At 62.7% G+C, this 21990-nt stretch carries 21 protein-coding genes and 2 pseudogenes; 14 read left to right on the top strand and 9 right to left on the bottom strand.

Features of this window, described 5'->3' with window-relative positions:
* Window positions 1–321: 321 nt before the first annotated feature.
* The gene (locus tag ACQPW1_RS22800; RefSeq protein ID WP_433664727.1) at window positions 322–3672 is read right to left on the bottom strand and encodes a HEAT repeat domain-containing protein; all 3351 of its coding nucleotides are present in this window, start codon (window positions 3670–3672) and stop codon (window positions 322–324) included.
* A 547-nt stretch (window positions 3673–4219) separates the two neighbouring features.
* Here ACQPW1_RS22800 and ACQPW1_RS22795 point away from each other — a divergent pair.
* The 8 genes from ACQPW1_RS22795 (at window position 4220) to ACQPW1_RS22760 (ending at window position 9347) form a co-directional block, all read left to right on the top strand.
* On the top strand, window positions 4220–4534 hold the full coding sequence (locus tag ACQPW1_RS22795; RefSeq protein WP_433664726.1) for a hypothetical protein: 315 nt from the start codon (window positions 4220–4222) through the stop codon (window positions 4532–4534).
* Window positions 4535–5077: 543 nt separating this feature from the next.
* Window positions 5078–5338, top strand: coding sequence for a hypothetical protein (locus ACQPW1_RS22790; RefSeq protein WP_433664725.1), 261 nt, complete (start codon window positions 5078–5080; stop codon window positions 5336–5338).
* A gap of 97 nt (window positions 5339–5435) precedes the next feature.
* Window positions 5436–5702 (top strand): effector-associated constant component EACC1, encoded by a 267-nt coding sequence (locus ACQPW1_RS22785; RefSeq protein ID WP_433664724.1) that lies wholly within the window; start codon window positions 5436–5438, stop codon window positions 5700–5702.
* Window positions 5703–5770: 68 nt separating this feature from the next.
* Window positions 5771–6100, top strand: a complete 330-nt coding sequence (locus ACQPW1_RS22780; protein WP_433664723.1) for a hypothetical protein — start codon at window positions 5771–5773, stop codon at window positions 6098–6100.
* A gap of 112 nt (window positions 6101–6212) precedes the next feature.
* Entirely contained in the window at window positions 6213–7031 is an 819-nt protein-coding gene (locus ACQPW1_RS22775) for a class I SAM-dependent methyltransferase (RefSeq protein ID WP_433664722.1), read from the top strand.
* 183 nt (window positions 7032–7214) lie between these two features.
* The gene (locus tag ACQPW1_RS22770) at window positions 7215–7388 is read left to right on the top strand and encodes a hypothetical protein (protein WP_433664721.1); all 174 of its coding nucleotides are present in this window, start codon (window positions 7215–7217) and stop codon (window positions 7386–7388) included.
* A gap of 511 nt (window positions 7389–7899) precedes the next feature.
* Window positions 7900–8811: a hypothetical protein gene (locus ACQPW1_RS22765; RefSeq protein WP_433664720.1), complete on the top strand. Its 912-nt coding sequence runs from the start codon at window positions 7900–7902 to the stop codon at window positions 8809–8811.
* Entirely contained in the window at window positions 8808–9347 is a 540-nt protein-coding gene (locus tag ACQPW1_RS22760) for a restriction endonuclease (protein WP_433664719.1), read from the top strand. Before ACQPW1_RS22765 ends, ACQPW1_RS22760 begins: the two co-directional genes overlap by 4 nt.
* An 899-nt stretch (window positions 9348–10246) precedes the next feature.
* Here ACQPW1_RS22760 and ACQPW1_RS22755 read toward each other — a convergent pair.
* From ACQPW1_RS22755 to ACQPW1_RS22735, 5 genes are read right to left on the bottom strand one after another with little or no spacing between them, the layout of a single operon-like run.
* Window positions 10247–10672, bottom strand: coding sequence for a YbaB/EbfC family nucleoid-associated protein (locus ACQPW1_RS22755; protein WP_433664718.1), 426 nt, complete (start codon window positions 10670–10672; stop codon window positions 10247–10249).
* Window positions 10665–11087, bottom strand: coding sequence for an ankyrin repeat domain-containing protein (locus tag ACQPW1_RS22750; protein ID WP_433664717.1), 423 nt, complete (start codon window positions 11085–11087; stop codon window positions 10665–10667). The genes ACQPW1_RS22755 and ACQPW1_RS22750 overlap by 8 nt, the downstream gene beginning before the upstream one ends.
* Window positions 11088–12512 (bottom strand): GH-E family nuclease, encoded by a 1425-nt coding sequence (locus ACQPW1_RS22745; RefSeq protein ID WP_433664716.1) that lies wholly within the window; start codon window positions 12510–12512, stop codon window positions 11088–11090. It lies immediately after the preceding gene.
* The gene (locus ACQPW1_RS22740) at window positions 12513–12806 is read right to left on the bottom strand and encodes a WXG100 family type VII secretion target (RefSeq protein WP_433664715.1); all 294 of its coding nucleotides are present in this window, start codon (window positions 12804–12806) and stop codon (window positions 12513–12515) included.
* Window positions 12803–13120: a WXG100 family type VII secretion target gene (locus tag ACQPW1_RS22735; RefSeq protein ID WP_433664714.1), complete on the bottom strand. Its 318-nt coding sequence runs from the start codon at window positions 13118–13120 to the stop codon at window positions 12803–12805. Before ACQPW1_RS22735 ends, ACQPW1_RS22740 begins: the two co-directional genes overlap by 4 nt.
* Window positions 13121–13279: 159 nt before the next feature.
* Here ACQPW1_RS22735 and ACQPW1_RS22730 point away from each other — a divergent pair, with 159 nt between their 5' ends.
* Window positions 13280–13933 carry a hypothetical protein gene (locus tag ACQPW1_RS22730; RefSeq protein ID WP_433664712.1) on the top strand — a complete coding sequence of 218 codons (654 nt, stop codon included), beginning with the start codon at window positions 13280–13282 and terminating at the stop codon, window positions 13931–13933.
* Here the strand turns inward: ACQPW1_RS22730 and ACQPW1_RS22725 are convergent.
* Both ACQPW1_RS22725 and ACQPW1_RS22720 read right to left on the bottom strand, forming a co-directional pair.
* Window positions 13894–14982 (bottom strand): IS3 family transposase, encoded by a 1089-nt coding sequence (locus ACQPW1_RS22725; protein ID WP_433653973.1) that lies wholly within the window; start codon window positions 14980–14982, stop codon window positions 13894–13896. The two genes, ACQPW1_RS22730 and ACQPW1_RS22725, sit on opposite strands and share 40 nt — an antisense overlap.
* Window positions 14874–15116, bottom strand: a pseudogene (locus ACQPW1_RS22720) (transposase); the annotation flags it as partial. The pseudogene ACQPW1_RS22720 and the gene ACQPW1_RS22725, both read right to left, overlap by 109 nt.
* Before the next feature lie 98 nt (window positions 15117–15214).
* Here ACQPW1_RS22720 and ACQPW1_RS22715 point away from each other — a divergent pair.
* The 4 genes and pseudogenes from ACQPW1_RS22715 to istB all read left to right on the top strand — a co-directional run.
* Window positions 15215–15379 (top strand): hypothetical protein, encoded by a 165-nt coding sequence (locus ACQPW1_RS22715; RefSeq protein WP_433664711.1) that lies wholly within the window; start codon window positions 15215–15217, stop codon window positions 15377–15379.
* Window positions 15380–15656: 277 nt separating this feature from the next.
* Window positions 15657–15992 carry a hypothetical protein gene (locus tag ACQPW1_RS22710; RefSeq protein ID WP_433664710.1) on the top strand — a complete coding sequence of 112 codons (336 nt, stop codon included), beginning with the start codon at window positions 15657–15659 and terminating at the stop codon, window positions 15990–15992.
* Window positions 15993–17806: 1814 nt separating this feature from the next.
* A complete protein-coding gene (istA, locus tag ACQPW1_RS22705; protein WP_433664709.1) occupies window positions 17807–19048 on the top strand; it encodes an IS21 family transposase in 1242 nt (413 codons plus the stop codon).
* Window positions 19048–19839 (top strand): annotated as a pseudogene (istB, locus tag ACQPW1_RS22700) (IS21-like element helper ATPase IstB); the annotation flags it as partial. The gene istA and the pseudogene istB, both read left to right, overlap by 1 nt.
* A gap of 171 nt (window positions 19840–20010) precedes the next feature.
* Here istB and ACQPW1_RS22695 read toward each other — a convergent pair.
* Window positions 20011–21174 (bottom strand): IS110 family transposase, encoded by a 1164-nt coding sequence (locus ACQPW1_RS22695; protein WP_433664708.1) that lies wholly within the window; start codon window positions 21172–21174, stop codon window positions 20011–20013.
* A 575-nt stretch (window positions 21175–21749) separates the two neighbouring features.
* Between ACQPW1_RS22695 and ACQPW1_RS22690 the strand changes: the two genes are divergently transcribed.
* Entirely contained in the window at window positions 21750–21986 is a 237-nt protein-coding gene (locus tag ACQPW1_RS22690; RefSeq protein ID WP_433664707.1) for a DUF4404 family protein, read from the top strand.
* Window positions 21987–21990: the final 4 nt, after the last annotated feature.

Raw genomic sequence — 21990 nt, 5'->3', positions numbered from 1 at the left:
AAATTCGTGGCGGACCACCAGCTGACTGACCTGGCCATTTCCGGCTTGTCTCACGTCGTGGCGGCTGTTGCCAGTCTCAATTCGGTGGCTTTTCTTCATGCTTCGTCCATGGTCACGACATCGCGCCACCTCTGTCGGCTGATCGCTCGATAAGCGGACATCGACCCAAGCCTCAGAACGGCATCCACCACCAGCGCGGGACACCCGCTGCAATGAACTCGCTGCTGGCCCGCCGTCGGAGCGCTACTGTTAATGAGCGCCGACGAGATCAGCAACCTGCGTCAAGACCTGGCATCGCGAGTCGCGAGCATGTCCGGGGCGCTACCGATCTGGTTCGGAGCTGTATCCGTCCGCAAGTTGAGTAAGTCGATGCAGCGACAGGATCGCCGCAGGCCGGATGTCCAGAGTCGTCGTTCGGTCGGCGAAGTACTCGAAGGCCATATTCACGATCTGATCCATGAATTTACGACTGTAGGGGCCGAACTCGCTCCGATCGATGGCGTAAAGGACCGCTTGAGTACCAATGCTTTCCAGGGCGCGGGCAGCATCGCGAGGGATACTGCTCCTACCGCTTGGGTACCCCATCTCCATGAAGAGGATCGGAGCCGAGCTGGGGTTGCCGATGTATCCGAGCCCTTGAACCGCCCTGAGCCAATGCCTGTCGGCTCCTTCAGCCAACGCTTCGATCAGGATAGGGCCCGCAGATTCGACGCCCGCCCCGGCCAATGCAACAGCGGCAGTGAACCGCACGTCGAGGTTCTCGTCGGCCAACGCCGATTCCAACGCGTGCCTGCGCAGTTCTGCGATCGGATCCCCTTCAACGACACGGTTCGAGCTCACACGTCTCGACCCCTCTCCGTTCAACGCCCGCGCCACCGTCAGTCGTAGCTGGAGATCGCGTGAGGACATTGCGTCGCGAATCTTCTCGAACGCCAACGTCGACCCGATAGCGACCAAGCCCCACGCCGCCCACGGCCGAAGTGCCCGGTCTTGTAGTGCTTGAGCCAGATCCCCGACCGCGTCGTCATTGTCGATGTACGCCCTGGCAACCAGACAAGCGGCCTCAAGGGTCCGACCGGCGAGTGCTTTCTGATCGGAGTCGATCACGCGGTATGTCACGGCCTCCGCGGCGCCGGCACGGACTTCATTTCGAGGGTGATCCAATAGCCGGATCAGCGCGGCGAAGGATGCCGGAATTCTGTGCATCGACAGTCTGTGGACTGCGTGGGTGGCAACCTGACTGTCCGGATCATCGGTCGCTCTTTCCAGGACATCGATCGCGGCGGCATCGTCGATGTATCCCAGCGCATCGACGGCCAGGCGCCGGGCTTTCATATGCCGACCGACACCCTCGGTATCTTCGATGATTTCCCGCAAGGAAGGAACCGCGTCGGCGCTGGCGATCGGCTGCAGACTTTCCAGTGCGGCATAGACGATTCGAGTGTCGGGGTCGGCGAACAAAGCGGTCAGCACAGGGACAGCACCGCGATGCCCGAGTGCTCCCAGCATCTCGACTGCACGCTTGCGGATCGCGGGATCGGTGTCATCCAACCGGGGAACTACCTCGGCGATCGCGTAGTACGGGTCGAGGCGGCGAAGCGCCCGTCCCACTGAGTTCACACCGTCCTCATCGAGGAGCCTTGGTGTGAACCATGCCTTGACCAGTGCCGGTGCCTGCGCCGAACTACCGATCACACCGAGCGCGTCCGCGGCATGCGCCGATACCTCGATATTCTTGTGGAACAACGCTTCCACCAACCCCGGGATGGCCTCAGGATCTCTCATACTGGCGATCGCCGAGCAACGCTCCACGAACAGCACGAGCCGCGCGCCGAATTCCAACTTTTTCGAAGGGGCTATCGACCCGGTGAATATCGGCAGAGCGGGCGCACCCACTGCGACCAGCCCATCGACCGAAGCCATCACCGTGTCGTCTTGAGTCATGGCGTCGGTCAATACCGGCAGGGCCCGAGAACCCAACCGGCCCAGCGCGACTGCGGCCAGATGCCGAACGTTGCGGTTCGCGCCGGGGGCGCGCAGTAGACGAGTGGCGAGATCTTGAATCAGGGCGATCAGATCGTCGAGGTCGGTCTTCTGCTCGGGGCTGAGTTCCGCGACCGCGTCCGCGGCGAGTTTCAACGCGATGTGCAGTGAATCGATCTCACAGCCCACCAGATGGGCCAGGACCGAGCGGGGGGCGATTCCGGCGGCCAGCAACCATACCTCGCGCCAGTTCGCCGCCAAATGCAGATGGGTGCGCGCACACTGCCCGAGCAGTTCCGGTGTGGTGGCAATATGTTCTGCCACAAGGTATTCCATCAACGTTCGATGAATGAACAGATAGGGCGGGTGCCGACCGTCGCGGACATCCCCATCGGGAACCAGGATGCCGGTCCGCACCGACACCACACGCAAGACCTGCGCCGGAGTCATACCGGCCGGCCGGGCAATGCCGAGCAGGTGGCGCTGCAATTCGGCTTCGGATATCCGATCGCGCCACCCCTCCGGGCTCACCGCGACGGCATAGGCCAGCGGACGCAGAACGGCCAGTAATTCATGTTCACGCTCGATCGGGTCGGCGGAGAGCCGGTCATCCACACCGCGGTCTTCTCCCCTGTGTTCCTCGCGAAGGAACCTGCGCAAGATCTGCCCGTACAGACCGCTGCGGATCTCCGGCAGTGCCCCTTCGGGATCGGCAGCCAGATGGCACAGAAACACGAGCAGCAGCGGGATCTGCACCATCTTGGCGATCGCCTGGTGCCGCAGACGCTGATCGAGTTCTCGCCGACGCTGCGCGGGCAGGTCCCAGGTGTCGATGTAATCGTCCACGCGCGTCATGGCCAGCAACTCGGCCTCACACCGACCGGTGGCCGGAAAGATGCCGACCGAATATCCAGCGTGCCGACAGGTCACCACGATCCGATCATGTGATCCACCGGTCTGGTGCAACAAGCGATGCAACGCTGGGCGCTCGGCGGCGGGCGTCTCATCGAGCGCATCGATCAGATATTCAGCGGGCCCCTCCTGGCAGTACTTCTCGAGCCATGCCCACAACTCCTCCCCGAACTCGGACGTGCGGTGCTGCGCGGCCAACACCGACATCGTGACCGCAGGGAGTGTGAGCGTCTCGCCGCTGTGCTCACGACGTCGGCATTCGACGGCCATCGCGTCGCATCGGACGAAGAAGGGCAGTGGCACAGTCCCCGGGTCGGTGTCGGGATCCATCAGCAGCGTTCCGGCGGCCTCGAGCAAGTCGATCGCGTGCCGAATCAGCAGCCACGACTTGCCCATCCCGGGATCCCCCAGCAAGACAACGCGCCGGTTGGCGGTCACGAGCTCGCGATAGCCCACGACCGGACCCGAGCCCGTCTTCCTGTCCGCAGCAAGGGCGTACACATCGCCGACGTACTCGAGCGGCTGTTGTTCGCGGGGCCGCAAACGCACCATCGCTTCGATCGCACCGCCCAGGGGATCGGGATGCCCAGTCAGATAAGGCAACCGGACCACCGATCCATGCAGTCGCGCCACTTCCGCCGCGCACCACTGCCTGAGGTGATCCCGCGCTGAGGACGGGGGTTCTCGCCGATTCGCCCGCGCCCACAACTCTCCGAAGTCCGGCGCGCGATACGTCGAGTCCTTTTTCGATGCCTCAACCATCAGTACATCGGTCACCAAACGAAGCTCGCGGATCTCGCGCGGACAACCCCGACCCCGCATCCACCTCGAAAGTTTGTCCGCGGTAACAGGTTTGCGCCGCAGAGCTTCCCACAGAAGCGCCCGTTGTGGATTCCTGCCAACCCGATCGAGGGCCTGGTTATCGTGGTGCCTCACCACAGCAGCCAGGAGCTGCGCATTGGTCATACCGGCCGCGTCCCGCGCGGCAGTCAACGCCTCGGCCAGATCCGCCAGCCCCGACCGGTCGATGTCGGTCATCAGCGTCCCGACCCTTCGGCCGTCCTCTCGCAATCTGATTCGGACCTCGTCAGATCTGAATCAGAAACCATCCCGCGGCCGCCTGAACTGCACACACAGCTCAGCCTACGTCGCGAACCCGCAGCACAAGGTGCCTTTCCGCCTTACCTGGCGGTGCACCGGCAACAGCCGAGTGCACTGAAACCGAAAGGCGCACACGATGTTTCCACCCACTCCCGCACTTCCCTCACCTGAATCCCTGCCCTGCCTCGCACAAGGCCCACAGCGCTGCACCGACTGCCCGTTCGTGACTGCCGATGACTGCGACCAGAACCCGGTACGCCTCGCCCGCCGCCTCGCTCCGGCCGACGCGACCCCGCAGGACGCCGTCGTGCCCGAGTCCGAACTCTCGGCGCCGACCACCACTCGGCGGAACCCGCTCGCCCTCAGCGCGGACTGGCTCCGCCGCCACAGGCTGACATTAACCGCCGGCGCCGCCGATGCCGCCGCCTTCGTCTGCTACACAATCGACCACGACACACTCGGCGACATCCTGCGCGATACAGCCTGTGGCCTGCGCGTCGCGGCAGCTGCCGAAAAGATCCGCCGCGAGAACCGCTAACCACAACAACACAACGCGCGACTGAATCGCGTCCGCGCCTAGAATCCCACCAAAGAGGTGCCGCGCTCACAGCGAGGCACCTCTTTTCTGTGCCTGCGCCGAGCCCGACATCGTTGAGCCCACCACCTGCCCGTCCTGCGGACAACCGGTCACCGAGCAAGGCAACAGCCAGGAACTGTTCTGCACCAACGTATCCTGGCCAGGCCCAAACTATCCGCCAACTCATCCACTGGGCATCGCGGGCCGCCGCCGACATCGACGCCATCGGCCCTGGGGTGGATCGAGCGCCTCGCCGAGTCCGGCGACCTGGAAAGCCCCGCGGACTTCTACACCTTGACCACCGCAACAGGCGAGGATGTCACTATGCTAGCGACGGTGCGGAATCTCAAAAACATGGCGGATCCGCCATGTCACCGCCAAACCTTTTGAGATTCCACCATGAGTTCTTCTGATAGTTCGCGACTGTCTCAGTGCGAACGTCTGCGTGTCGCTCTGACCTTTCATGTACGACTGTCCTCCACTGGGGTTTTCAGAGGAGGACGGTTGGTCCTGTCGTTCGTAGACCCGGCGTTGGTGCGCGGCCACTTGTTCGGTCAGTCGATCGATGCCGCCGAGGTCGTCCGGCTTCTGGAGTTCTGTGCGATCCCTACGAGGACTCCGGTGTTCGTGGACGAGATCACGATGGAGCCGATCGAGCCGCTGTGCTCATGGTTTCGACACCAGGCGTACGAGCGCAACGACGCCAAGGCGATGCACGAATATGCCTACATTGCACGAAGATTCGTGCGCTTCCTCGAATTATGAGGGCGCGGGCTCACCACGGCTACCGAGTCCGACCTGACCGCCGGTCGATCTGGCGCACTGAGCTGCAGAACCAGAGATCTACTCCTACCCTGAGCACATGAGTTCCCGCACCCTCGACGTGCTCACCGTAGCGATAGGGTCTGGCGGTGCGTTCTCGGTCCTTGCTGCGTCTTTCAATGCATGGCTCAGAAGCAGACCGAGGACCAAAATAACGATCACGCGGGGTGGCGTCACCGTCGAACTCGACTCGAAGGATCTCGGCGACGCGGAGACAATCGCTGAGTTGGTCACAAGGGCAATGAGCGAGCCCAGCATCGAGCCCCGAACTGCGGGCGATCATCAGAGCCCGGAGGGACGACGATGACACGGGCCAACGGTGTCGCTGTCAAGACACGGCGTCGCCGTACGACGAGTGGTCCCCAATCGGGCAGGTTGAACGCTGGCATCGGTGGTGCGGGGGGCGGCGCCGCACTGATCTCCATTGCGCAGCATCTCGGTGTCAATACTTGGCCAGGATTGATTTTGATGTACTGCGCTCCCGCAATCGCTGTTGGCTACGGGGGTGTTATTGCTCAGATCCAGCTGTGGGGCGACTGGACTCGTGAGCGGTCGGTGATTAGGCAGGCACGCAAGACTATTGAGAAGGGCCTCAAGGATCCGCATACCTCCGACGAACATAAAGCTGATCTGACGGCAAAGCTGGAGCTGCTCGATAAGGCTGTTGCTGAGAACCATCTCGATCGAGTCATCGCCCTGCGATAGCAGCGTTCTGCAGCAGCTCGACGAGCTCGACAGCATCCGCTACCGCAAGATGAATCTGGGGCACCCACCAACCATGCCCCACCCCGCAATCGGGAAGAGCAATGAGGTTAGCGTGACCAATTCACTCGGCAGATCCCGGGACGGCCTGTTCGCAGGAACCGCCTGGCACTACGCGCGCTACCGGCCAGGCTATCCCCAAGTGTTCGTCGACGACCTCGTCCAGCGGTTCCGCCTCGACGGCACCGGGCGACTCTTCGACTTGGGCTGTGGCACAGGCCAATTGACCCTCCCTCTTGCTGAGCACGTCGCCGAAGCCGTTGGCATGGACCCCGAGCCCGAAATGCTCGCCGAAGCCACCCGGCAAGCCCAGGCAGCCTGCATCACCAACGCGATATGGGCCCAAGGCAACTCGGCGGACCTCCCGGGCGAGCTCGGCCGTTTCAGGCTCGTGACCATGGGCCGCTCGTTCCACTGGATGGACCGCGAACACGTCCTGGTAGCCCTCGATCGCATGGTCGAGGACACTGGCGGACTCGTGCTCGCCAACGACAGTTGCCTGGTGCGGCCGGTCACGGGATGGCAGCAAGCCATCGAGGATATCCAGCGTCGCTTCCTGCCGCCGGGCTTCGCGCCGCCGGACCCGCTGCCCGGCCGCATGAACGCGGCCGTCGACTATCGGCCACACGAGGAGATATTGGCTCGTTCATCTTTCGCGCAGGTGCGCCGACTGGTCTACGAATTCGACCGCCCATGGACCCTCAAGCAGGTCATCGGCTACCTCTACTCAACCTCACTGCCGCTTCGCCAGCTCCTAGGCGACCAACAGGCCGCGTTCGAACAAGCAATCACCGATGCATTGCTCACGATCGACCCGAATGGGCAGTTCGCTGAGCCAGTCGCTCTGGAAGTCTTGGCGGCCACCAGGGGATGAGTGCCGTCGGAAAGGTCCCGGGCAAGCCCGCACCACGGTGTCTCATGAGACGTGCGGATTCTGGAGAACACGAGATTTGAGACCCTACAGAAGCACCCGAACGTCCGCATCCGCTAAGGACAGATACGGACAACCCCGCCGCCATTGGGAACCGATCGCACCGCTCGGCGCGTCAGAAGGTGCATGAGTCAACACCTGAACTCCGATGACGACTGGACTCCGTTGTTCGGCGGATGGACTGCCGAGGGGCTGATGAGCCAGTGTCAGCGCTGGCAAGAGTGGATGGACGGAACGTACTTCGCCAACGTTCAACCGCCCGGCGTGGACAACCCGGAGCCACCACCGCCGGTCATCTAACATCCGGTCTAGCCCATGTGCGAGCGTTCGACCGACCCTGATCAAGCCGTCTGTCGAACGCTCGGAGAACGTCCGGATCTGCCGAAGAGCGCGCATGTGACCGCGCAACGCTTGTCCTAGCCAGGGCAGCGGAGACACCTTCGTCGCTACGGCTCCCCGGTGACAGCCCATGCGAGGCTGGCGGACGCCCAATGCTCGAACCATGCGGTAGAGGTGGGCCGGCATCTGCAGAACCGTCCGGCAAGCCGTTAGTGGATAGGCCCTGAACTAGCGACCCGTTCCGTCACTGTGACGGCACCTGGCGGTCGGTTTCTACGCAAGAAGCGCCATTCTCGGATCCAAGCGCACGTTCGATCGTCTGTGTCGGTCGGTGAAGGGCGGAGCAGCTTCGTGCTCAGGTCGTGAGCCGCGAGGTTCTGGTTCGAGATTTCTACGGGCGCAGGACATCTCGCAGTCGATGAGGCTGAGCGGCAGACGGTTCAAGTAGGCTTCAGCAATGCGCTGCCTTGTCATGAAGCCCGCGTCGCTCGATATGGGGGTACTCGATGAAGTCCTGTCCGAAAATAATCTTGAAAAGGTATTGTCCTCGGACGTTGGCGCCGGAATCAATCTCGCAGAGTTCAGTGCACTAGAAGATTTTTACTGCGGGATTGCTCTACTTCCGGCTGAATCTTCAAACAATGGCGCTAGGGCTGCGATCTTTGTCGAGATCGGAATCGCCACTGCGCGAGGAATTCCGATTCTAGTCATCGTCGATCCAAACGAACCTCCTCTGCCAGCGCTCGGTGGTCTACAGGTCATAAGGGCAGCGCTCGACAATTATGCGGCCCTCGAATTTCATATCCGATTGTTCGCACTTGGGGCGCCCGATTCTCGCGGTCCGGCTCCTGAGTCTTTTGATGTAGCACTGGTCGATAGGCCGATCAAGATTTTCGTTCCGCGAGGCCGAGGGAAGTCGAGTCAGATAGACGATCTTCTCAATGAGTATGCGAAGCTCGGCTCGAAAATCATGTGGACTGGCCACGGCCAACGTGAAGGACGAATCGCAGAACTACTAGACGATCTGCTGACTGAGCAGGGGGCGATCGTCCAGCGCGAGGTTCGGGATCAAGATGGAGGCGTTGTCGATATCGCTTTCACGCACCCCCGCATCCGGGAAACCGTTCTGGTTGAAGTCAAGGATGCGGAGGACGAGTCCTCCATTGATTCGGCACGTGAACAGTTATATCGCTATGTGTGCCACAATGACCAGGCGTTCGGTCTTCTGCTTTTTCGTGGGACGGGTGAGAGGTTCACGCCGGAGGTATCTCCCGACTTTCCACTGATCTGGGCGATGGAGATAGGTGACTTTTCCCGAAAGGTTTCACGACAGGAACTGGGAGAATTCCTGCGGCAGACCCGGAACCGGTTGGTGCACGGGTGATAGGAGGAATCGATCCGGTCGAGATCAAGCGACATCTTCACATCGCCAGATCTGCGCCAGATACGGATGCTCAGGGCAAAGCCTATGAAGCCTTGGCGCTCTACCTCTTTGAGAACATTCCAGGTTGTCTCGCGGAGCGAGATGGCGTCAGCTTCTTCAGGAGCGAGCAGATCGACCTTGGCGTCTGCAATGGCAGGCATCAAGATGGACTGCATGCGCTTCCGCCCGTAATCCTGGTGGAATGCAAGAATTGGAGCCATCCCGTTGACAGCAGCACGCTGGGATACTTCATCAACATACTTGCAAACCGTTGTGTCGAAACCGGGATTCTCATTGCTGCCAACGGAATTACGGGAGACTCACACGAGTACACCAATGCGAATGCCCTAGGGGTCAGTGCGATGGCTCGCGGGATCAAGGTGCTCGTCATTACAACGGAGGAAATCGAAGCCCTCACCTGCACAGCTGATTTCGTCGAGCTGCTGCTTCGGCGGTTCCTTCTCGCTTACATGCGTGGGGGTGTCGGCGTTCCCTGATCCGGACGGCCCAGTATTCGTCAAGGCCACCGGTCAGACACCCAGATTCACTGCTCTGCAATGGGTTTTGTTGCAGTACCCGCCACGTCGTCGAGACCGTGCCCGCCGTCGTGTGCAACAGCCCTGGATCTGGCCTTGCAGTTGGTCGGTTGTAGCTCCGGAAGTCGGCGAAGTGGGATTGAAGTCAAGAAAAGTAGACGGATCCCCGGACCTTCAGGCCACAAGAGATGAATAGGACGGCTTGTCAGTTCAGTGGCCGTTACGCTGGTCGTTCCATGCCGTCAGACGGTTGTGTGCAAACGTCCTGTATTGCAGCATATCGCGCGCGGATCCGCTGCTGTAGTTAGGGGACGACTCGCCGCTGTCACCCCATGCGCGCCGACCCGTGGTGCTGTTTCCCGTTCGCGAGCATCCGCTGCCAGGATTGACGAACGGAGCAAACAGCTCACCTCGCCGCCTCTCACAGACCGGAGCACGATGACGAACGTCAGCGGCGATTCACCGAATACTGCACGTTCGGAATACCGGTACGTCACCAGTCAATCCACTCCAGGTATCCGCCTGCGACACTCGAGCATCGCAAGCTGAATGATCAGGCAACCGCGATGGCTCGACGCTGTCCGGTGCTCACTCATCGGGATTGACCGCGTCGGTGGAGTGGGTGGTGTTGCCCGCCCAGCCCGTGCACGCAAGACGGACAACTCGCCACATCGGGGACGCCCGGAACAGCGCGTTTCGGCACCGACACTCGGCGGTTACCCCTCCGCCCCGGCGACAATCACACTGCTCTTGCCACAAGCAACCACAAGAGCCGAGGACTTCCACGACCTTTGATCCCCCTGACACAGACGATGTAGGCGACCGCCCTGCTCCTTAGGCGTGAATCTCAGTTGGGCAGGTCAGCTGGTCCAGCCTCGATTGAGGCGTTCGAAATAGGCGTCGTCGGCGGCCCGGATCTCGTCTTCTGACATCGGTTGTCGCGGTGCTGAGGCTGGTTCCTCGATGATGCCGGTGACGGTGGCGAGTCCGGCCTGGACACGGTGGTCATCGGTGAGCGGGCGGGTCGCCTGCTGGGCTTTGGTGGCGGCGTCGGTTTCGGCGTCGGCGGTGGCTTGCAGGATCAGTTCAGCCAGTCGGTCGCCGTAGCGCAGCGCTTCACGACTCAGACGAAGGTCGCGCAGCCGACCGTTCGAGTCGACGATGGCGGTGACGGCTCCGTTGCCCGCTGTACCTTTCCCGCGGACGCGGGCCAACGCCGAACGAACTTGGTGGGCTTTGGATTTGATCTCCTCGACGGCGGCGTCGAAATCGGTGTGCTCACTCATCATCGATCAGGTCCGCGAACTCTGCCCGGATGTGGGGTTCGTTGGAGACCTGCTTGACCATGTGGAGCGTGCTGCGCGGCCCGAAATAGGTCTGGATAGTTTCCTTGGTCGGATCGGCGCCCCGTGCGCGGAGCAAGCGAATGGTGGCAACCGGGTCTCCGGTGGCAGCGTTGACAGCCCAGTAGATCGCGGGGTGGCCTTTTGCTGTGACTGCGTCGATGTCGGCTCCGGCGTCGAGCAGCAGGGCCACGATTCGGGGCGCGCCTGCTTGCGCAGCGAAGTGCAGCGCCGTCCAGCCCTCGTTGTCGGCGGCGTTCACGTCCTCGGCATCGAGGAGCCGTTCGACTGCCGCGAGATCGCCTTCTGCGGCGGCGTAATGCAGTGGTGTGCGGCCGAACTCGTCTGGTTGTGGCATCTACTTGTTCTCCCGTCGGTGGCTGCGGTTCCCGGGGTGGTCCTCGACGTGGAAGTAGTCGGGGTGGCTGTTGACGTAGTCGTTGAATTCTTGCTGGGTCATGCTCTTGCTCTGGGCGATCTCCAGAAGTCGTCGGTGCTCGAACCCACTGTTATGGCCGAACTCCCAGGCCGGATTCACCGGATAGAGAGAATCGTTCGCGGCATCGACGTAGTACTTGCCGTCCTCGGTCTTCGGCAGCTGGGTCACCCATGGTTTGTCGTCGTAGGTTCTGTTGATCGGTACCTTGACCTCGTCCTCGGATTTGACGACGTACCACTGTTCGTCAGTATCGCCGGGCCGCTTCCACCGCTTGGTCGTGGCGAAGATCTTTTCTCGTGTTTCAACCCTGAGCTCAGGTCGGCGCAGGTTCGCGAACGTCGTGAACGGTCCCGGCGCGACGACTCCGTCGGCACCGGCGAGTGCCGGCCGGGCACGGATCAGGGGAATCAACGCCTCGGAGCCGCGGGCGATGGCTTGGGACACCGCTATCGGGATCCGCGCGGTTTCGGTCAGTCCGATCAGAGCGCGGATGATCGCGGCGATGCGGGCACCGTAGATGCTGATGGCGACGGCCATGCCGCCTTGGGCGGCGAGTGCGGAGGTGCCGCCGGTGAAGAACGCGCCGATCCAACCGGCGGCCTGGTCCACCGCGACCAGCGCGAGCAACTCCAGCAACGCGCGTTTGATCGCGTTCTTGGTCTGCTCGACCGAGTTCGCATACGAAGCACAGGATTTGCCGAGTTCGTCGCACACCCCTGCCAGGGTCTCGACCTGAGTTTTGATCAGGTCAGCTTGCTTGAGCGCCTGGGCAGTCTCGGGACTCTGCTGGGCTTCGATATCGGTCCGGGCCGCGGGCAGCATCCCGGTGATGAAACGCAGGGCGTTGCCCGCGTCGCGCCACGAGGCGCCCATTGCCCGCAACTTCTCCGGAGCCCCGTTGGGCCACAACTCGCCCTCCACAGCGCCTTTGACCAGGTCCCAGCCCGTCGGCTCGGGGTCGCTGCCACCGTAGGCGGCGGGCGGTTCGGGCGGCTGATAGATCTGCAGCGAGCCCGGCGGATACACCAGGTCGTTCGGGTTCGGCTGCGGTGTGGACTGGGAATTGGCGTTGGCGTGGTTGGCGGCGGTGAACTGCAGCAGGTCGTGCATCTGCCCGACCGCCAGGGCGAGATCACCGAGCGCGTCGACGGTGTCCCACGCCGCTGGGTCGTAGTCGGCGGACCATTTGCGGCCCGCGTTGTCCGATCCCGCGCTGCCTGCGCCTTTGGCCAGTCGGTTGCTCAGCGTGGTGATGTCGTTGACCAGGGTGTTGTGGACTCGTTCGTACTCGCTGGCGGCGTGGGTGAACCCGTCGGGATCCACGCGCACGGTCGGCGGGGCCATCTAGGGCCACATTCTCGTGTTGGTCTCGATGGCGGCGGTGTAGTTCGTGTGCGCTTTTCGGGCGATTTCGCGTAGTTCGTCGAGGTTCTGCCGCAGCTCGGCGGCACCGGCCATCCACCGGGAGTGGGCTTGCTGCTGCGCGGTGGCGGCGTCGCCGGACCACGACAGGTGCAGCTCGCCGATCCTGCGATCGATGTCGGCGAGCTCGGCTTCGACGTCGCGACTGAACGCTTGCAGCACCGCAACGGCCGCGTCGAGCTGCTCGAGGTTCACGGTGTAGGCGTCCTCGCTCATGGCTGCTGCTCTCCAGCATCATCGAGTCCGGAGGCGCGGTCGCGGTCTTGTGCCTCGTAGCGACCAGCGGCGTTGGTCAGGGCGGTGGCGGAATCACGCAAGGCGGCGATGATCTCCCCGGCGCCGTGCATCCATTCCAGCCAGCTCTCGTCATAGGCGCTGGCGGCCTTGCCGCGCCACCCGTCGGTGAGCAGCTCCTTGCCGATCGTGCGATCGAGCTCTCGCACTCGGTCCTCGATGAGCTGGGCTTTGTCGGTGACGTAGCGTGACGTCACTCGTAGCTGCACCAGATCAACCCGCAACTCGTCGGCCACGCCGTCCACCCCTTCGCGTCAGCCTGCTGGAACCGCTCCCGACTTGATGCAACGCCTCCGACTATAGAGCGCGCACGCGAAGCATCGGGAGGGTCGTTCACACCCACCATCGCGGCCCACCGAACGACCGCGTAATAACCGCGGCGAAACTGACGCCTGGTGGCGATCAGCCATGTTATGGCGCGAGGACGCGCCATACTGGGCGTCGTGTCAACGACATTGGCCGAACTCGCGCAGCAGATCCGCCCCACTGGCACCGACAGCATCGCCCTTGGTGGCGCGACCGTGCGGTACCGAAGTCTCAACACCAGTGAGTACGACCCGTGCATGGATTGGTGTGCACAACTGTGGATGACCGTCGATGCACCCGAGGGCTACGACGACACCTGGCTGTGCGTTGGCTGCGTCGACTTCCTGACGATCAGGCTGGGGCGCGAGCTGGTCGGCGCCGATCTCCTGGACTCCTACTCCCAAGCTGCGGTTGAATTCTCGCCCCTGTTCGACGGGGTTTGGCTCGACGATGCGGTGCAGCAACAATTCGACGCCACCCCCGTCAACGACATCATCATCGTGTTGTCCGCTGAACTAGCACCGCCTGTCCGTGGCCATCAGCTCGGCGCATGGATGATCAGCGAGATCACCGCACGCATGCTGTCGTCCCACGACGGCATGGTCCTCGTCTCGCCCGTCCCCGACCAGACCGATCCGCTCCGGCACCCGGATCAGTTGGCGCGAACACGGTTTGAGGTTCCCCCCAAATGGTGGACGGGGGGTTATGCGGCCGAAGTGGCCGCGAGGAGTGACCGCTCATAATTGTCGGGGCTGAGCATCCCGATCGTGGAGTGGCGTCTTCTACTGTTGTAGAAATTCATCCATTTGTCAACTGCTGCAACGAGTTCCGCTTTGGTGGCGAAGGTGTGTCGATAGTAGTATTCGTGTTTGAATGTCGACCACAGGCTTTCCGCGCCGGCATTGTCCCAGCATATTCCGGTCGATCCCATGGATCGGCGCAGACCGTGCCGATCGCAGGCGGCAGCCATGTCGTTGGCGGTGTACTGGCTACCTCGGTCCGAATGCAGAACCGTGCCCGCACACGACCCGCCACGCGCCGCTACCGCCCGGTCCACGGCGTCGGTGACCATCTCGGTCCGCATGTGATCGGCCACGGTCCAGCCGAGCACCTTCTTGGAATGCTCGTCCTTGATCGCGCACAGGTACATATCGCCTTCACCGCAAGTCAGATAGGTGATGTCGGAAACCCAGACTGCGTCTACACGGCCCTGGTCGAAAAGACGTTGCACCAGGTCGTCCGGGAACGACGCGGTCGGGTCCACGATCGTGGTCCGCACCTTGAAGGTGCGCGGGCTGATCCCGGCCAGCCCGATCTCGGCCATGATCGCCGCGACCGTCTTCTCCGACACCCGATCACCGCGATCGCGCAGCTCGGCGGTGATCCGCGGAGCCCCGTAGGTCCCATCGGAGTCTTTATGGACGGCAAGGATCTTCACCGTCAAGTCGGCGCGCCGCTGCTGCCGATCGGTCAACACAGGGGCCGTCTTCCGCTTCAGGTACGCGTAGAACCCTGAGGTCGATACACTCAACAACCGCGCCATGCGCGTGATATCGGCTGTGCTGCCGTTGATTTCGGTGGCGGCGCACTGCGCTGCCATCAGCTCGAACCGGGCCGGTTCTGCTGCATCGCCGCGAAGTACGCGCTCGCTTTTTTTAGGAAACTGACGTCTTTCTCCAGCTCGCTGACCTGCTTGCGTAACCGGAGCAACTCTGCCCGCTCGGCCGGGCTCAACGGCTGCTCGCCGTGTACCTCGGCCGCCGCTATCCGGCGGCGTTCGTCTTGGACCCATTTAGCGAGAAGGCTTTCATGCAAACCCAACTCGCCAGCCACCGCGGCGATCGTGCGACCGGAATCGATCACCCGATGCGCGGCCTCGACCCGGTACTCGGCCGTGAACGACCGGCGCTTCCGAGACGATGACATACTGGACATCCTTCCAGCAGGACCGCGATCCCGCTAAATCGGTGTCCACTGCTTGGGGGGAGCCTCAGTTGGCCCAGTATTGGCGCAGCTGTGGCCTGGTGCCCGTCACAGCCCACCCTGAATTCCTCGGCCAATCCAGCGCATACACGACCCTCGAGAATGCCCGACAAGCCCTCGCCACCGTTCCCGAGCAGGAACTCACCCTCGCCGTCACCGACCTGACACGCTGGTCCGAGCGCTACGACAGCCACGAAGAACGGTAGCGACGGTTCCTACAGGCTGTCGAGTTGACCGTGTCTGCCATGCCGGGACATCTGCCTCCGGCGTGGTTCGGTCGCGCGACATTACCGTGGCCCGCTCGCCGAGGTCGATAGTGCCGTGTTGTCGCCGCGGATGTCGAGCTGCTTCACGTCGCCGGAGGCGTTCCGCACGAACTCGTCGATCGCCTGGTCCTCTCGCGCCTCATCCCGCACTCACATGACGACCGTGACTGGATCGGTGCGGGGGCTCGCTGCGCGAATGGCTGGCAGGATTACGCTTATGACTTCACCCGAGGAGCGGCCTGGCGACGTTCTGTCCGTTGTCTGTGCCGCTATCGATGATGAGTCAGACGCCGGCGAGAGCTTCGCGACCGCCGATCTACTCCGCGTCGTGCGCCGTGACCTCGACCCGCCGCCGACACCAGACGAAGTCAATGCAGTGCTGAGCCTCTTAGCACTGCCCATCATCAATGGAATCCGGCCACACGGCCATGGGTGGCAAGTCGTCGATCCCGTGGATGTGGTCGCGCGCCGACTGCACATCTTGGCCGATGCTATCGCGGACTACCGGCAGGGATACGGCGGCAGACTCTACTTAGACGACGACCTCCCCTGACCGTCTCCTCTCACGCGCCTACGCCGACGCTCAACGTTGGAAGAACATCACGCTGACTCGGCGTGGTCTCGATGCGGAATCACTGCCGGGCGCTCTGAGCTGCACAAATACTGATATTCAGCCCTCATAGCACGTTTATGGCACGAATTCAGTCGTGGAGCGCGTCGTTGACGTCCACCAGCGCGCGGTCATTTCCTATAGCGCTTGGCTACGGCGGCGAACTCCGACCTCGCTCATCAGCGAGTTCTGACGTCGGACGACGAAGTTGAGAACAGCTGCTATCGGCCCGATCTGACGTCAATGACGAGCGTGTCACGCGGGATTGGCGTGCCCGCAGAACGATGAACGTCGGCATGAGGCGCGGTGCCCGACATTTCGTCGGGTCCGTTTCCTCATGCCGCGTTCCCGAACCGGACGGGCCAGTTTCCCGGCATCCGGCTCTCCAGCGACCATCGCAGCCGAAGCTGCGCCAGATGTCCAATCCCGTTACGGCTCTCCGCATTTCGCGTACCTCCCGAGTCCCGGACATCCCGGTCACCTGTTACGCTTCGCCCATGCGGACGGCTTTCCCGCCCTCCCCGGTGGGGCGTGACTCCCACGACTACTACCGGAACTCTGTCGCCATAGGGCCAGCGACCCCGTAGGCGATCCCACGTTCGTCATCGTCATACGTATCGAGCACGACTTAGGTGGCCCACTCATCTCCTTGAATGTCCTCACTGGACATCGCCCCGTATCCGAAGGGTGAGCCGGCCAGCGCGCGGGACCGGCCCGGGACACGGCGTCGGTCATCAAGCATCATTTCCGACGGGCGGGCATTTGCACCAACTGGAGATTGGGCTTCAGGCAATCCAGCTTTCACCGTATCGCGCGGGCCCCCCGGACGCACCGCCCCGATGCTTGGACACGGCCGCCGGTTTCCTGACATGCTCTTGTCCACGTTAACCTTTCGGCCTCGGGTAAGTCAGCGGACCCACAGACCTCCTTCCAGTCTGTCCCGGCTACGCCGGGGATATGACGATGCGTCGACCAGGACGATGCCCGGTTCCACCGAATCGGGTTGCGGCTGAGGTGGATTCGAGGATGCGCTGATTAGCCCTGTCGTCGTAGCGATCGTCGCGGAGGCACCGATCAGGCCGAGGATTTGGCGTCGGCTCAGTCAGGTACTAGGCACTGTTTGGTCATGGTCTAGACACATGGGCTGTGTTCACCTTTCGGGAGGCGTTCGCGGTGGGGCGCGTACGGATGTCCGGCAGTACGTGCGGCAAACGTCCTCAACTGCGGGCGAATTGGCTCAAGCCTCGCGGGTGTCGGCGTGGTCTACGCGGGACGCCGATCTACCCGGTCCAGGACGTGCTCGTACAGCAAGCTCGGCTGTCGAGGCCGCAGTGGAGGGATGGTCTCTGCTGGAATTCCCGGAACACTGCCGCGCGGGCTCTAGTCTGGCCGTGTGAATCTCGAGGCACACCTCCAGGCGACTGCTCGGGAGACAGCGTGACCCTGATTGGCTGTGGTCAGCGTTGCCACAAGCTCCACATGGCGAGGCTGTCGTTATGTAGCCGGACTCGCTCAATCGCGTGCAACAGTTCTTGCCCCTCAGTGAGCTCGTAGAACGAGGAGTAGTGCAGCCATGAACGGCCGCATAGCAGTCCGGTGTGCATCAGTGGGCGCAAAGTAGCTACTGGCACCGGCCTCCAGAAACGCCTCCGCCAATGCTGTCGGCAGCACGTGAAAAATGACCACCGCGCGGCAACTCAAAACGGACCACCTGGTCGGTGACCCTGGTTCTATCCGAACCAGGGAGGACCGAAGGGATGCTTGCTGTGGAGGATTGGGCTGAGATTCGTCGTTTGCGCCGGTCGGAGGGTATGCCGATCCAGGCGATCGCTCGGTTGTTGGGCGTGTCCCGCAACACTGTGAAGAGGGCCCTGGTCTCGGACAGGCCGCCGAAATACGAGCGTGCGGCCACGGGGTCGATCGTGGATGCGGTCGAGCCGCAGATCCGGGAGTTGCTGAAGATATATCCGACGATGCCGGCGACGGTGATCGCCGAGCGGATCGGCTGGACGAACTCGATTCGAGTGTTGTCGGGGCGGGTCGCGGAGTTGCGGCCGGTGTATTTGCCGCCGGATCCGGCGTCGCGGACCGCCTATGTCGCTGGTGAGATCGCGCAGTGTGATTTCTGGTTTCCGCCGATCGAGTTGCCGGTCGGGTTCGGGCAGGTCCGTGGTCCGAAACAGTTGCCGGTGCTGACGATGGTGTTGGGGTATTCGCGGTGGCTGATGGCAGTGTTGATTCCGTCGCGGCATGCCGAGGATCTGTTCGCTGGCTGGTGGACTCATATTCATGGGTTGGATTCGGTGCCAAGGGTTTTGGTTTGGGACGGAGAAGGCGCGATCGGTCGCTGGCGTGGTGGTCGCAGTGAGCTGACCGCGGAGTGTCAAGCGTTCCGGGGAACGTTGGGAACGAAAGTGCTCGTCTGCAGACCCGCTGATCCGGAAGCGAAAGGGATGATCGAACGGGCCCACGATTATCTGGAACGTTCTTTCCTGCCGGGTCGATCGTTCAGTGGCCCAACCGATTTCAACATCCAGCTGAGTGAGTGGCTGGAGTTGGTGAATCGTCGGCCGCGGTGCGCGCTGGGTTGCGCGCCGACTGATCGGGTCACCGCGGACCGCCAGGCGATGCTGGCGTTGCCGCCAGTGGCTCCCGAAACCGGGTGGCGGCGCTCAGCACGGCTGCCTCGCGATCACTACATTCGCTTGGATTCCAACGACTATTCGGTGCATCCAGCGGTGATCGGGCGTCGGATCGAGATCGTCGCCGACCTGAACCGGGTCCGGGTGTTCTCGAGCGGGCGGATCGTGGCCGATCACGAACGGATCTGGGCCTGGCATCAAACCTTGTCCGACCCCGATCATGTCGAAGCGGCGAAAGCGTTGCGGCGCGGCCGGATCGGTGTCCTGCGCCCGGCACCAGAGCCGCAAGTCGAGCAACGTTGCCTGACCGACTACGACACCGCACTGGGCATCGATATCGAAGGCGGGGTGGCCTGATGCCTGGCCGGACCAGAACCACCACTGCGAAAACATCCACCATGACAAGGGATTTCACCGCCGAGCTGACCTTCCTGACCCGTGCGTTGAAAGCGCCGTCGCTGCGCGAAGCCGCTCAACGGCTGCCCGAACGAGCCCGCGCCGAGAACTGGACCCACGAAGAGTTCCTCATCGCCTGCCTGCAGCGAGAGGTCTCCGCCCGCGAGTCCCACGGCGGTGAGGGCCGCATCCGCTCGGCCCGCTTTCCCTACCGGAAATCGTTGGAAGAGTTCGACTTCGGTCACTCTCGCGGGCTCAAACGCGATGTGATCGCCCACCTTGGCACCCTCGATTTCGTCACCGCCAAGGAGAACGTCGTGTTCCTGGGCCCGCCCGGCACCGGCAAAACCCACCTCGCGATCGGCCTGGCAATCCGGGCCTGCCAGGCCGGGCACCGCGTCGCCTTCGCCACCGCCGCTGAATGGGTCGCCCGCCTGGCCGAGGCCCATCACGCGGGCCGCCTGCAGTCAGAGTTGATCAAGCTCGGCCGCTACCCGCTTCTGGTGGTCGACGAGGTCGGCTACATCCCGTTCGAGAACGAGGCCGCCAACCTGTTCTTCCAACTCGTCTCGTCCCGCTACGAACGCGCGTCACTGATCGTGACCAGCAACAAAGTCTTCGGCCGCTGGGGCGAGGTCTTCGGCGACGACGTCGTCGCCGCAGCCATGATCGACCGCCTCGTCCACCACGCCGAGGTCATCGCCCTCAAAGGCGACAGCTACCGGCACTACCGACGTCGCCGCGACCACGGCGACCGACACGCCCCCGCCGTCCGGCACCTGTTCAACAAAATGCTCGGACAGCTCCATCACTGCCTGCAAACCCGCCAAACCTACGACCCGACAAAAGCTTTCGGCCAATCACCCACAACGCCATCGATATCCACCGCAGCTTGACACTTAGCGGAATCGGAGGTCTTTATGTCAAGACGCTGCTGCGGGTGCGGGGTTAACCTTGTTGGTGGTAGGTCCGGGATGTGGCTTTTCCGAAGGATCGGTGTGCGGGGTGAGGCCGGTCGCGCTGGATTGCAGAGTCGTTCCCGAGTGCCCTCCCGGGCTTGCCTTTTCGCGTTGTTGCTGGTCGGCGAGCATCCGGAGGTAGACGGCGTTGGAAAGCCGGCGTTTGAGTGAGCGCATCGATTCCATCGAGGTCTTTCCTGCGGCTTTGCGGGTGTCGAAGTAGACGCGGCCTTGGGTCGGATTGCGGAGTTGGACCACGGCCATGATGTGCAGGACGCGGTTTATGCGCCGGTTCCCGGCGCGGGAGAGCCGATGGCGTTGCTGTTCGCCGGAGGAGGCGTCCAGGGGTGCGGTACCGTTCCAGGAGGCGAACCGGTCCCGGTTGCGGAAGCGATGAATATCGCCGGTGTCGGCGAGAAGCCTTGCAGCACTGGAGGCTCCGATGCCGACCAAGTCCAGTAACGTCGAGCCGCGGTCGATGATGAGCTGGCGCAACTCCTTGTCGGCGGCTTTGATCTTTCGGTCGATGGTTTCGAGTTCCCCGATCAGCTCGACGGCCAGCCGGCGTCGGGCTTTGCCGAGCGGATCGCGTGGTTTGATCGTCGCGATCAGTGTGCGTGCTTGCTTGGCGGACAAGAACTTCTTGGCTCCACCAGGGAAAAGTTCGAGCAGGAACCGGTGTAGCCGGTTGATGGTTTCGGTGCGGGCGCGTCCGAGTTCGTCGCGGCGGTCAGCGAGCATGCTCAGCAGGAGCAGGTCTGGATCGGGTTCGACCCGGCGCAGGTTCGGTGAGTGCAGTGCTGCCATCGCGACCGAGTGAGCGTCGACGGGGTCGGTTTTGCGGCCGTTGCCGGTGGCGAATACTCGTATTTGGGCGGAGAGTTTCGCTGGCACGTCCAGCACGGTTTCCCCGTCGTGGACCAGGCGGTGGGCGATGTGGCGGCCGATACCGTTGCAGCCTTCCACCGCCCACACTCTGTTCCCGAATTTCCTGCCAGCGGTGAGCATTTCGGCGTATCCGGCTTTGTCGGTGCCGTATCTTCCGGTGGTCAGGATCTTGCCGGTGTGGTCGATGATTTCGATGGTGGCTGAGCGTTTGTGTGGATCCATGCCGATGATGACGGTCATCGGTGTCCTCCCTGGTCAGCGGATGTTGTCGGCGAGGGAGGGCAACGCTACTTCGAGCTCGGCAGACCCCTTTCCAGCCACTCCTCGCGCGGCGCCCGGCGAGAGGCAAGCCATGAGAGAGCCACACCAATGACGCAGGTGGGCAGCCGATTAGGGAGCTTCTCGTCGGGCACCTGGACTAGATCCTGGCCGGGATCAAGTCCTACCACCAGTCTTAAGTAGCCGATTATCGAGCGTTCGGCCGATGAAAAATGCTGCGACTCAACATATCCGGTAATGCCGATTTGCGTGCGTCTACTCTGGAGGCAGACTCGGGCATTTTCGGCGGCCTCGGGATGGTCGTTGCCGTCCGGTGTTCTGGCGATTCTGTCCGCCTCGGCCCTGCTCTGCACGCACTGTAGCGGAGTCGGTGCAGCGTCGGGGCAGGCATTTGCGAACCGCGTTGCAGCACAACAGGATAGTGTCGATGGCACGCGATGGGCGCCGTGTCGGCTAAGGCTTGGATGCTCTGCCACGGAGGCCCCTGAGCGACGTGAGACGACAAGAGGCACAACGAAACCACTCGGGAGTAATACATGAGCGCAAACAGAACCAAATCGGCCCTGGAAAAGCTCCGCAGCGCGATCGAGGGCGACAGCACGGTGGATAGCGAAACAAGGACTTTGTTCGATTCGCTGAATGCAGACGACAGCAACCGATCCGGCCTGATGGACCGTGCCCAACAACTTTCGACGCGGGTTTCGGAAAAGAGTCCGCATCTGGAACCGGCAGTGCGTGAACTCCTTGATGCGCTCCGTGATGAGGGCATCTGAACGG

It is taken from the genome of Nocardia sp. CA-128927 (assembly GCF_050955855.1).
GTDB lineage: Bacteria > Actinomycetota > Actinomycetes > Mycobacteriales > Mycobacteriaceae > Nocardia.
This window is presented reverse-complemented; position numbering and strand designations above follow the sequence as displayed.